The following is a 13,020-nucleotide window of genomic DNA, read 5'->3' on the forward strand; positions in this document are numbered from 1 at the left end:
TAAGATTTCTATACGCTTCTTCTAATTCTTCTAAAGAATATACTTTTTTTGAATTAGGGAGTGAAGCTAAAAATATCCTGCCATACGACTTTGTAACTATACGGGGATCAAGAATTGCAATCACACCTTTGTCAGATGATTTGCGAATGAGCCGGCCATAACCCTGTTTTAATAGCAACACTGCATAAGGCAGCTGATAGCTCATAAATGGATTGCCACCTTCTTTTTGTATTTTTTCTATCTTTGCTCCCACAATGGGATTGTCTGGAGTCTCAAAGGGAAGCTTCATGATGATAACAGCACGCGCTAAATCTCCTGGCAGGTCCACACCTTGCCAAAATGAATGTGTCCCAAAAAGGACTGCATTATCACATCCAATATATTCCTGCAATGCTGCAGTTGCGTTCATTAGGTGTTGAGAAAATATTGTATATGGAATAGCATCATAAAGCTTTTCATATATTTTTGTTAACATTGAATATGAAGTAAAAAGCACAAGGCATCTTCCCTGCACAATATTAATTATTGTTTTGATTTTTTCTGCTGCATTGTCTATAAAAGTTTCTTCTGAAGGGTCCACATTATCTCTATCAATGAATAATACAGACTGTGCAGCAAAATCAAATGGCGAAGGAAGTATCAAAGATGTAGCCTTTGTAAGGCCAATGCTCCGTATAAAATAATCAAAGCTATTATTGACGGTTAATGTTGCAGACACAAATGCAAGATGATTATAGTATTCCACTACTTCTTTATGAATGATACAAGCTACATCCAGCGGCTGTCCACACATACACAGTGTTCCTTCTCTGCTTTTTTCTTTTTCAAGCCAGTAAACGTAGCTGTCATCATCCATAAACACAATCATGCCAAGGTTATTGCAGGTATTCATGATAATGCTTTTTTGATACTCAAACTCACAACGCCAATCTTCTTCTAGCTTTTCAGCTTCAACTTTTTCAAACAAGCCAAGTATCTCTTCTAGTGCTTTGAGTAACGGAAGGCATTCCTTTAAAGGATTTCTTAACCTCAATGTTTGCAATTCCTGTAATATATTGTTGCAGATTGACTTGCATACCTGTAGCTGACGCAATGCATTATCAAATATTTCAATGGCTTCCTGATGAAGAGCGTAAGGCAACCACCTTTCAATGAGCGAAGAGCCTTTTTTTCTGTGAATAATATACTCCAATGTTTCTTTAAGTGCCTCAATATTGATTATAAATCCTAACTGGCTTGAAGCTATCCTTTCCAGCGAATGTGCTTCATCAAATACTACACCTCTGCAATCCGGCACCAGTGACTTTGACGCAGCAATATTAGAAAAAAAGAGGTAATGATTCATGACAAGGATATTAGCCTGCTGCCACTGTTTTCGTGCTTCCATATATGAGCATTTATTTCGATATTTACACTTGTGCATAGTGCATAGTTCAGATTCGCGGCAGATAGCATTCCATACAGCATCCGCTACCTGAACGTCAAACCTGGTAATAGTGTGATCTTTTTTTAACAGAGCATGGAGGTAGTGAATATCTGCTACAAATCTTTTGTCAAAACTGCCTGTATCAATTGCATGCTGCAAACGTCGTAAACAGGGATAATTGTTGCTACCTAAGCAAAGAGCATATTCTAATGAGCTATCGGTTAATTCTTCCACTAGTGATGCAACAACAGGTAAATCTTTAAGGATTAATTGCTGCTGTAGGGCTTTGGTTTCAGTAACTATCGCCACCTTAACATCCTCATACAGCGCAAACAGTGCAGCTGGCAAAAGATAACCAAATGTTTTCCCGGTACCAGTACCAGCTTCAATGACTACGTGTGTTTGGTCATACCATGATTGTGCAATAGCATGAGCCATCTGCTCCTGTATGGAGCGATACTCAAAATCGCGGATATAGCGCGCTAACATCCCGCTTGCAAACACATCATGTATGACAGATTGAACATCCATAAAAATAGTATTTATGTATAGTGGCACTGTAAGAGGTGCACTGCGGGTTGTCTATCAAAAAATGAATGAAGGATATTTGTCAACCAGTCCCATAATATACGCACTGACACGTGCGTAGTATCTGTAATACCGGTACATGAAATCAAATAACAGTGATGGCCAGCGCTTTGTTGCAATTATACAAATAAGGCCAACAGGTATAAGGACAAGCATTCCAAGCGTCAGCACTACAAGCAGCAGCAGATGAGGGAGTGCTGCAATAAGTATGCCTATTACTGTAATTCGCAAAAACGCTAACAAGCGCGATGGCTCTGAAGGATATACAATATCAAGCTGCAGGCTATGCTCAACCTTTGGCCTCCCTGCATATACAGGCTTGTCTTCAATTATCTGTGCTGCATAGGCTATAATTGCAATACAATATCGTAATGTATTTTGCTGTATGTCGGCAAAATCATCTATGAATTGCCTGGTAAATAATATTACGCACCAGTTCAAAAAGCCAACTATCGATGACACTACACTGTAGATGGTATTGACAATTATATGTGGCAGCAATGAAATAAAATAAACACCCAGGAGCCGTAATGCTGCACCTGTTCTAGAATATGACAATGCAAAATCAACGGTTACATTGACAAAACCAGCAGGCACTGAATCTATAGTTTCTTTTTCAGCATATTCAAATTCTTCAGGAACATATGTTTTAGTTTGGGTATCTTCCATTTCAAATTTATCAAGATCTACTTCGGGTAAATCCATTCCCTTTGACATTATTGTTTCAATTTCTGATTCTGTTAACTCTTTATGCAAGTCATCAACCGTTAGTCCTGGCTCAATTTCGTCTAAAGAAAGCTTTAAATCTTCCTCATCTTCCACCGGCTTCTTTGTTTCTTCTTCAATTAACTCATCTATTGTTAAACCAGCATCCTCCAGAGTAAGCTTTTCATCTTCTTCAAGTATTTGTTCACCTGGCAACACCTCTTCATGCTCCTCAAGCTGAATGTCCAGCGAATCAAGATCAAGAGTAATGTCATCTATTGTTTCTTTTTCAACGGGTTTCTTTGCTTTTGTTTTCTTAGGAATTTCCTCATCAGAAACCAAAATATCATCAAAGTCAATATCTTCCACCGGAAGCTTTTCCCTCTCAAGGACTGAAGGTTTTTCAGAAATCTCAGTTTCCTCAATTACTGTGGATTCATCAAGAGGGATGTCAAGTGTATCAAGATCAATTGTTATACTTTCATCAAGATCTTTCTCCTTGGAGAAAATCTCATCGGATTTGATGTCGCCTTCAAGCAATAGGTCTTTATCAAGTGGCTCCTCGGGGAGTTGTATTTCTTCAGTAGCGCTCTTTAATTCCTCAGCAGAAAAATCGGATAGGTCTATTGTTTCGCTTTCAATTGGGGCAAATTCGTCTTCAAGTTTTCTTTTTTTTGGTTGGGGCTCATCAAATGACTCAATATCTGAAAGCAAATCCTCATCAGCCTTTGAAATATCTTTTTCTGCATGTACGTCATAGTGTTCCTGTTGCAGTATATCTTCAAATTCGTCTGTAGTATGGACATGTTGTTCTGGCTTCCGTTCAGCTTTTTGTTCCACAAGCCTCTGGTCAAAACTTCTCTCTGGCACTTTTTCTATACGGTTGTCTATAATAACATGAGTCTTGCATTTGGGGCAGGTAAATGCAAAACGCTTGTTCTCTACCTTTTCATCATCAACCTGATAGGCTGCATTACATTCGCTGCATCGTACAATCATGAATGGCTCCTGATGATTTATTGACTGGTGAAATACCGCTCATTAATATTATGCTGAACAATCAAAAAGCCTATTGGCAAAAATAATACCATATACCAAGGCATCTGCCTGCCATTGAGCATTTCGGATTTCTGCATATATTTTATGGTAAGATAGATAAGCCATACACCACCAGTGAGGATAGTAAGCAGTATGTTGTTTACGGGATTATCATAAAATATACGGCTGACACGAGCAATCCACCAGAAATAATACAAACCTGCAGTGCATACCATTAGTACAAATAATACAACAAGATTGTCTTCAGGTATATATTCAAAAGCATTTTTTGCGTGCATATATACTCCAATAGTTACTATTGTATATATAACAAAATAAATAAATTACTGCAACAAAAAAAGTCTAAAAGCTTCTATATATAATTTACGGTAAAATCATAAAAAAATCTTAATAATTATTTAATCCTGAAAAATTCTTGTCATTTTTACTAATAACGTTTATTACGGCATAAAAATCTTATTGTGTGTTCCATATTGTAAGGAAATCCATATACATTCATGAAAATACAAGAATTTAATTATTCCAGTATAACACAGCGACGGCTTGTCCTGCTTTCAGTATTTTTCTCAATTGCGACACTTGTTGTAGGTACTGTGATAACTATTCTGGGTATCACCTCGTTAGCACTGTATACCCCTGTATGGAAGTATATCCTGACTTTGGCATTTTCCGGCCTGCTTTTTGGCATTATTGCCGGGAGTGCTATATTACGCAAGTTACAAAATCATAGAATTATCATCATTACACAGGAAGTTATAGTTTCATGCGTGGCGATAGCTCCGGTCATTGGCCTCCTTATTTACAGCGACAGCACTTTAAGATATATACAAATTCTTCAACATTACTACTGGTTGCCATATACGGTAATTTTTATATTGTACTTTTGTTCAGGAATAAAAGCATCCTACTTTCTGAAAACAACCAGCGGCGACTATATTGACAATAAAAACCCGGCCGCAATGGCAATACTTGTTGCTCTAACGTCATTCATTATATCTGCAGCGTGTGGAGTATATATATATTATCATCCCTACTATCTTATCTGCTATATTATTTTTCCAATACTATCGTTTGTCATTACGTTATTTCTTACACTGCCGTTTTGCCCTCCCGTTATCATTTCTAAAGGTATTCAAGAAGAAACTTATATTACCTCGCGCGATGATATTCTCTTCACATATTGTAATGTTTCGTTTATAGTTATATTCACTATTCTCATACTTGTTACTATCGTTGCCCGCCATGGGCTATTTTTGCACATTATTCTTTATTCACTTATTGCCATAATCGTAAGCTTCATTATAGGAGCTATCGCCTCACAATTTATAAAAACACATACTACTGTGTTTATTTACGGCGAAATGCTGTATCCATTTCTTTTCCTTGCTTTTATCATTGTAAATCACAGCAATACCATTCCTTATTATGCAAGTATTATTGCAGCAGCCCCTTTTAGTGTATTTGCAGGATTAACATTTGGTACATCCCTGCAGCAGATTGTACTGAAAAATAACCATCAGTCACGATACACTTTGCTACTCTTTTCCTTTTTTATTATTCCAATTCCCATAATTATTGCATTTATATGGATAGAATTAACCTATTTGTGGTTTTTCATGCTTATCTATGTACTGGCAATAGTTACTATAGTATTTCCCGGTTTGTATCTTTTACAGAATACCAAACGATCTGTATCGTCAATACTGTACTTTGTTATAAGTTTGCTATTTATACCTGCTATTATTATTACACATATTTATTTTAAATTGCCATTTTCAAATACACTGGTTCATAGATATTGCAGTGGCTATGACTCCATAGCAATGGCAAATTTTAATTCATCATTTATAACACAACCTGCAACTGCATATATCCAGGGCATACCAGTATGTTCATTAAACGAACACTCAGCGCGGGATATAAAGCGTTCAATTGTGCTTTCCAGCCTTTTTACAGGTTCAGGTCATACTATTGTCATAGATGGCTATCACAAATTTTTTACCAACAATCTTTATAGCATACTACCTTCCCCGGTTATCATAGATTATATTCCCGACCGCATTGTTGATTATCAAAAACCAACTATAACTGGCGTGGAACAGTATGCAACTGTTCATAGCAATATTCTTGCTGCAATATACGGTAAAAAAGGGACCATCATTGATATCCCAAATATCTTTGATCACTATATGTATGCATTTCGCTTTTCAGATGCATACATTGCCAGCATTAAACAACACGTTGATGATTACTATTTTATGATAATTGACGTAACACATCTTCCATTACAACATTTGAGTAGCTTTTCCGCGGCTTTGCAGAAACACTTTTCACATACACTCGTTGCCATTTACGGCAATCATATGATCATTGGTGCAACAAACATGCCCACTGGGTTTGTTATTGATCAGGCCAAAGTACAAAAATTGGAAAACCTCATTCAGACAACACCAGTTTCAAACATCTTTATTAATGCTGAACATGCATTATCGTATATACTATACACCTCTGTACAATCTATAGTACCGCCTGATAGTAAACATGAATACATGGTCCTTAATTTTAAAAAACCTGATGTTGTATCATACCACAATAGCTATGCTCAAACAGTCATTGCTACCAATGATGCAGTCATAAGTTTTGCTGATAAAACCCCTTACTGGGTTAACACACTACAGGTAAGGATGTTTTATGCCAAAAGGATAAATGAATTATTAAAACAATCTGAATACTATGGCATACAACAGCAGTTTGAACGTGAGATGCAGACGCTCATGGATTTGCGTCGTGCGGGAGAATATATGCCATCGCTGCGGCAATACATCATTAATGTAATCAGCTATAAAGAAAAACTTTATGAAAACATTGCATTCCTATACGAAAAAGACAAACAATGGGATAAAGCTATATCATTATATTCAGCCATGCTTGCAGTCAATCCCAACAATTTTACTGCAAATTACCGTATTGGCATAATAAGCGCAACAATCCAGAACATGGACAATGCATTTAAATATCTCAACAATGCAATGAGGATCAACCCAAATAACCCCGATGTTCTGTATCAGTTGGGGATACTCTTAATATCGCAGGGCAAATATCCCGAAGCCCTCAACTATTTGTTACAAGCCCATCAAATGAATATGGCAACCGCATCGTTATTTTTTAATATTGGCCTATGTTACGAATCACTGAAGAATCTTGAGGAAGCAAAACGATACTACGAAAAGGCAAAACTGCTTGATCCCAACGATCCATCAATACAATCAAGTCTTGAGCGCTTTTCCGGAAAAAAAGATGAACCCACAAATCAGAACGATTCGCGTACAAACCAACTGGATGAAGAAAAAGGCGAAAGCTTCCCATTACCTATCAATCAATCAGCGTATGATGTTCGTCTTAAGGAAAACGAGCTTAAGGATGAAGACAAAGTTAACATGCCACGATAGTTACTAACAGTACTTCACTTTAATAAACGAGGTATATAAATATGAATGGTTTTTCGATAGGTATCACAATCTTTGGTGGATTAGGATTATTTTTATTTGGAATGAAGATCATGAGCGAATCCCTGCAACAAGCAGCAGGTGAAAGGCTGAAGGGCATTTTATGGAGAGTGAGCAGCAACCGGTTTAAGGGAGTTTTTACCGGTTTATTCATCACATCAATAATACAGTCCTCAAGTGCAACAACTGTAATGCTGGTAAGCTTTGTAAGTGCTGGACTTTTAACATTGCAACAATCAATTGGTATTATATATGGTGCCAATATCGGGACAACGGTTACTGGATGGCTTGTTGCCTTAATTGGATTTAAAGTTAAGATTACTGCTGTTGCATTGCCATGTATAGGTATTGGTTTTTTTATACGGTTTATATCAAATGAAAAGGTACGATACTACGGCGAAGTGTTGCTTGGATTTGGTGTTCTTTTCTTTGGGCTTGATATTATGAGCAATGCAGTCAAAGACCTTCGTAATTCTGAGGCAATATTAAGCCTCATGTCACGTTATAGCGCAGTTGATATACCTTCAACATTGATTGTGGTTGTCATTGGAACAATTATAACTATGATTGTCCAATCGTCAAGTGCAACCGTTGCTATGACAATGACACTGGCAGTAAATGGCCTTATAGATTTCCCAACTGCATGTGCATTCATCTTAGGTGAAAACATAGGAACAACTATCACTGCAAATATTGCAGCAATTGGAGCTTCAACTGAGGCTAAACAAGCTGCCCGCGCGCATTTTTTGTTTAACTTAATTGGTGTAATATGGATTATGTTTATCTTTCATAAACTTTTTGTGCCATTTGTAGACTGGCTTGTTCCCGGTAATCCTTATTCAGATATTCTGGCAGTACGATCAAAGGTAATTGCAGACCATATGGCAGCATTCCACACCGCCTTTAATGTTATCAACACTATTGTATTTTTACCATTTGTCGATGTTTTGGCAAAGCTTGCAACAAAACTTGCACCAAAACCCGAAGGTGAAAAAGATGAATTCCATTTAAAATATATCACTACTGCACTGGTTGCCACACCTACAATCAACATCAATCAGGCTCGCCTGGAAATCAAGCGAATGTGTGGTATTGTCCTTGAGATGTTTGACATGGTGATGGAAGTATTCCATCACCCAAAAGAAAAATTAGGAACACAGGTTGAGCAAATTATAAAACTGGAAAACCTCACCGATCACCTTGAAAAAGAGATCTCCAACTTTCTTGTAAATATTTTGCAAAACAACATATCATATGAACAGAGTGAAGAAGTATCCTCACTTCTGCATACGGTCAATGAGTTAGAGCGCATAGGCGATAACTGTGAATCGTTACTTAAGCTTATACGAAGAAAATATGAACAGGGTATTGAATTTTCCGATGAAGCAGTAAAAGGAATTGATGAGATTGCAGTAAAAGTGAGGGAATTTTTGGTTTTGATTAATGACAACATCACAATACGCAATAAGGACATAATGTCCGATTCCAAATTCCTTGAAGACAGAATTGACGAATTAAGAAATGAGTTGCGTAAGGGTCATGTCAACCGCCTGAATGAAGGAATATGTGATGTCAACGCTGGCCTTATTTTTATTGATATGCTCTCAAAATTTGAAAAAATTGGTGACCATGCATTTAATGTAGCTGAAAGCATCTCGGGTGTCAGGGTTTTTTGACAAAAGCCCTGGCCCGTATCTTTTCAATTAGTTCTTTAGGCCTCTTTGGAACAAACACTTCTATATCATTACAATACTTTACGCCAAAGTCATGTGCTGTTTTATGTTGAGGCATTAAAATATCAAGAGTAAAACCTTTTATGGCACTGCCAGTATCAAGTGCAACATAATATTTATTATTATATTTTATTATAGAGCCAAGAGGTATAATATCTGGATCAACGGCTGCAACATTTATTCCCTGCTCCATAAGCCCGGATAATGTAACACCACCAATTGCTGCACAATTGGTATAATCATCAACACCGTTATCAGTATACCTTGTATTACAGCATCTGCCAGGACAGTAAGCAGTAATTTTCCATGTGGTATTAAAATCCATCTTTTTTGTGTGCGATAGCTCCTCAAAAAGATCATTCTTTGGTAATAAATCCTGATAGGCAAATGCCAGCAATCCTGCTATCATCAGTAATATCACACTGAATAGTACTTTTTGCATTGATTTACCCTACTATACAATTTTTACTAATTATTCAAAGGAAGAATGTAATTTGTGCCAAAATCTGTTTTTTCAAAGTGAAGTCAATCATTTTTTAATGTGACATAAAATTATGTTGACAAATTTTATTAATTGTTTTATGTACAATTTTAATGTAAAAAACGTTAATTTTTGTTCTCATTGCTCCTAATAATTATGATTATACATCGTATGATGTGAATGATATGTTTTAACAATACTATTTATATGTATAAATTTTACCAAAAAAGGAGTGTTATACGATGATATGGAATATTGCGACGCTGGTAACCTGTTTATTCATGATACTCTTCTTCCGGCGTCTTGACCGTTCCAATTTACGACTAACCAAAGTCAAACGATATACATCAAAAGTACTAGATGATTTTAAAAAGTTGGCTCAGGAAGAAGAACGCAAGTTCAATGACTCTACCATTGAATTGGATATAATGTTAAAAAAAGCGCAAGCACTGAGTAATCATCTCAATGGTTCAATTGCTGAAATTGAAGAAAAGCTAAAGGGGCTTGACATCGAAAAAACAAACCTTAAAAAGGTTGAAGAAGATCTTAAAGTAATTTCAAATGCAGCCCGTGATGTAAATCAACAAATTGAATACATAGCTGCTTCACGAGCTAGTTTTGGTGACATAGCAAAAAAAATACATTACCTCACCGAAAATCTCTCAAAACTGGAAAAGGATACCTCAATAATATTGCAAACCTTTAATGATAAGGTTCGCGAGCGATCCAGAGAATTATCCGAGGAAATTGCAGAACAAATCAACAAGCTGCGTGATACCATCAATATAAAAGAAGAACGTCTACTTATGGCTTCTCAGGAAAAGATTGACCTGTTAACCCGCAACTTTTCCGAGTCGCTATCGCGTATGGAACAAAACATCACCAACACCGGCGATGCAATTCTTGAAAATATCAGGTTAAAGATAGATACTGTTACAAAATCAGTAGATTCAATTGAACAGCGAGTTGAATCCGCTGAACGCCGGGTATTTACCGACCTAAACCAAAAAATTGCAACGCTGGCAAAATCTATTGAAGACTTTGAACAGGATTTAGACCAAATACGTATCACCTCTGTCACTGCAATGCGAAAAGAGTTAGCTGAAGTCAGCGATCAGATTGTTGAATTAAAATCTTCTATCACAGAAGTTGAAAACAGCATTTTTGCTGATCTTAAAGAAAAAGCAAATGATGTCAAAACAAGCATATCCTTCTCATTAAAAGAATTTAAGGATATGCGCGAAAGCTTAATTGAACAGGTTAATACTGACATAGAAAAGGTATATGATAAACTGCGATTAATTGAACAAAATATTGATGAATCAAAAGCTCAGCTCATTGCTTCATTTGATGAGGAAGTAAATAAAATACGTACTGCATTTGACAATCTGAATATTCATGCTATTTCTAAAAAAGATGAGATTGTAAAAGCAGCACGCAAGGAAGCTGAGGATATCAAAGCACGAATAGAAGAGTTTGGCGAAAAGTTTATAGAAATGGAACACCGGCTTGTAGATACATCCCAAGAACAGCTTAAAATGCTTGTTTCAGAGTACCAGTCCATTGAATTGCGCTTTCAAAACCTTACTGAAAGAGCCAATCATGTTGAACGTCAGCTGCAACTGTCAATTGAATCAAAGCTAGCTGAAGCTAAAAATGAATTTGACACCATGAGTCAGCATATTGCTGCCATGAAAGACGAACTTTTAAGCCTTGAAGAAAATCACAAAATTTTTACACGAACCGATGATATGCTCAAAACAGTTCAGGGTGCATTGACCCAATTGAATACCATACTTGCTCAATCACGTGAGGAATCTAAAAAACTGGATGAATTTTTAGAAAAAGTTGAATCTATCAAAGATATCCGCCGAACAGTAGAACGCGAATTAAAAGTATTTGAAACACGAAAAGAAAAACTGGCAACGGTTGAATCTCAAATTAAAGCACTCATGGAACTTGCTGATATGATTTCAATTAAGGCAGATTCCCTGCAGGATGGCATTTTGAAAATTGACCAATTTAATGCTCGTATTGATGCACTAGCAAAAGTGTATAATGACCTTGAAAACAGAATCCATGAACTCCAAGAATATGAAAACACCATAACAAAAAATTTAGAGTCGGTTAATAAGACTGACCTGATCATGAAATCAATTGAAACCCGTATTAAGGCATTCCAGTCAACTTTAGAAAAGTCAGAAAAGAAAATTGAACGGCTCACAGGGTATCTGCATAGCATTGAAGAAAATACACTTATTTTGAAAACCCGCGAGCAGGAAATACGTGAAGTCAAAGAACATTTTGCCGAACTTGAAGGCCTTACAGCGCACATTGAAGAGCGGATTAAACAGGTGAATGCTATGTTTCAAAAGCTTGAAGATATGCGGGATGAAATCAGTCAGACCGACAACCGCCTGCAGCTGATGTTTACTGAAACCGATAAGCGCATGAAACAGTTTGCTGATTTTCTTAAAGCTGTCGATAGTAATACAGTTATAGGCAAAGAGATAAAAGGAATTCCAAACGTAAATATCAATGAAAGATTAATCAAGACAGTTCGTGAACTTTCAAATAAGGGGTGGAGTTCAAAGGAAATAGCCAACAAACTCTTGATAGATGAAAATGCAGTACGATTAATAATCAATACAACATCTATGTAGTACGTTACTGTGTTTTATCTTTTATTTTTTCTCTGATTTGCTGCATTATCTGTTCATCAGAAAGTTTCTTTCTTAACACTATTCTGTATTTTACATCAAATTTTGTTGGCTCAACTGCTTTGCCGGGAAAGGAAAAAGTCCAGCGCTGTAGGTCCTGGACAATTAGGTTGTCCAGTTCAACTAGAAATGTCAGCTGAGTAGGCCGTATTTTCATTATTGCCCCTGAATCAGGGAATAACCACACTGTGGCAATCCCTTCACGAGCTTCATCAATCTGATTATACTGTGCTGCTTCTTCTAGAATATATTTATCCCCGCTTTCATCCTTATTACGGGTTATTTTATCATGATAGTTCATCTGAACAACCTGATAGGTATCAGGAGTTATCAATACCCTGAAAAGTTCAGCACCATTCTTTTCCTCAAGAAACTTTTTATTTTCCAGTGCAAAGGGGTCTTCTGTCTCTTTTACAGCAGTTGTGCTGCAGGATAGTAATGCGAATATAATATAAAATATAATGTACTTACGCATAGATTATTCCTCCAAAATAATTTTCTATGTCATTCTGAGGTCACAAAGTGACCAAAGAATCTTGCCTTCAAATTTTCGATTCTTCGCTTTGCTCAGAATGACATCACAACACATTTCTCATCCAATTTCAACTACACCGTAACTATCGCCCACCCAATAAAATTTTTCCATTTTCATCTTTGCATGTTATAGCTAAATTGATTATCATTGCATATATCAGCGTACTTGACAAAATAACAAGCTCTTTTTATAATTGGTTCAAAACACTGTTTTCCTATCCAGTTATAGATTCATAGGATATCAAGTAAAGAAAATTTTTCTATTACG

The 13,020-nt window shown here is 36.5% G+C and carries 8 protein-coding genes; 3 read left to right on the forward strand and 5 right to left on the reverse strand.

Features of this window, described 5'->3' with window-relative positions; genetic code table 11:
- The 3 genes from N3F66_03995 to N3F66_04005 form a co-directional block, all read right to left on the reverse strand.
- Positions 1-1,957: DEAD/DEAH box helicase family protein (locus tag N3F66_03995; GenBank protein ID MCX8123307.1), on the reverse strand; the 1,957-nt coding region annotated here is incomplete at its 3' end.
- A 54-nt stretch (positions 1,958-2,011) separates the two neighbouring features.
- On the reverse strand, positions 2,012-3,718 hold the full coding sequence (locus N3F66_04000) for a zinc-ribbon domain-containing protein (GenBank protein ID MCX8123308.1): 1,707 nt from the start codon (positions 3,716-3,718) through the stop codon (positions 2,012-2,014).
- A gap of 17 nt (positions 3,719-3,735) precedes the next feature.
- Positions 3,736-4,056 carry a hypothetical protein gene (locus tag N3F66_04005; protein MCX8123309.1) on the reverse strand — a complete coding sequence of 107 codons (321 nt, stop codon included), beginning with the start codon at positions 4,054-4,056 and terminating at the stop codon, positions 3,736-3,738.
- A 219-nt stretch (positions 4,057-4,275) separates the two neighbouring features.
- Here N3F66_04005 and N3F66_04010 point away from each other — a divergent pair, with 219 nt between their 5' ends.
- Both N3F66_04010 and N3F66_04015 read left to right on the forward strand, forming a co-directional pair.
- On the forward strand, positions 4,276-7,227 hold the full coding sequence (locus N3F66_04010) for a tetratricopeptide repeat protein (GenBank protein ID MCX8123310.1): 2,952 nt from the start codon (positions 4,276-4,278) through the stop codon (positions 7,225-7,227).
- A gap of 41 nt (positions 7,228-7,268) precedes the next feature.
- The gene (locus tag N3F66_04015; protein MCX8123311.1) at positions 7,269-8,960 is read left to right on the forward strand and encodes a Na/Pi cotransporter family protein; all 1,692 of its coding nucleotides are present in this window, start codon (positions 7,269-7,271) and stop codon (positions 8,958-8,960) included.
- Here N3F66_04015 and N3F66_04020 read toward each other — a convergent pair.
- On the reverse strand, positions 8,947-9,459 hold the full coding sequence (locus N3F66_04020) for a 3D domain-containing protein (GenBank protein ID MCX8123312.1): 513 nt from the start codon (positions 9,457-9,459) through the stop codon (positions 8,947-8,949). The genes N3F66_04015 and N3F66_04020 overlap by 14 nt on opposite strands.
- 281 nt (positions 9,460-9,740) lie before the next feature.
- Here N3F66_04020 and N3F66_04025 point away from each other — a divergent pair, with 281 nt between their 5' ends.
- Positions 9,741-12,161, forward strand: a complete 2,421-nt coding sequence (locus tag N3F66_04025; protein MCX8123313.1) for a hypothetical protein — start codon at positions 9,741-9,743, stop codon at positions 12,159-12,161.
- A 4-nt stretch (positions 12,162-12,165) separates the two neighbouring features.
- On the opposite strand, the gene N3F66_04030 is transcribed toward N3F66_04025, so the two are convergent.
- The gene (locus N3F66_04030; GenBank protein MCX8123314.1) at positions 12,166-12,693 is read right to left on the reverse strand and encodes a hypothetical protein; all 528 of its coding nucleotides are present in this window, start codon (positions 12,691-12,693) and stop codon (positions 12,166-12,168) included.
- Positions 12,694-13,020: the final 327 nt, after the last annotated feature.

It is taken from the genome of Spirochaetota bacterium (assembly GCA_026414805.1).
Taxonomy (GTDB): Bacteria; Spirochaetota; UBA4802; order UBA4802; family UB4802; genus UBA4802.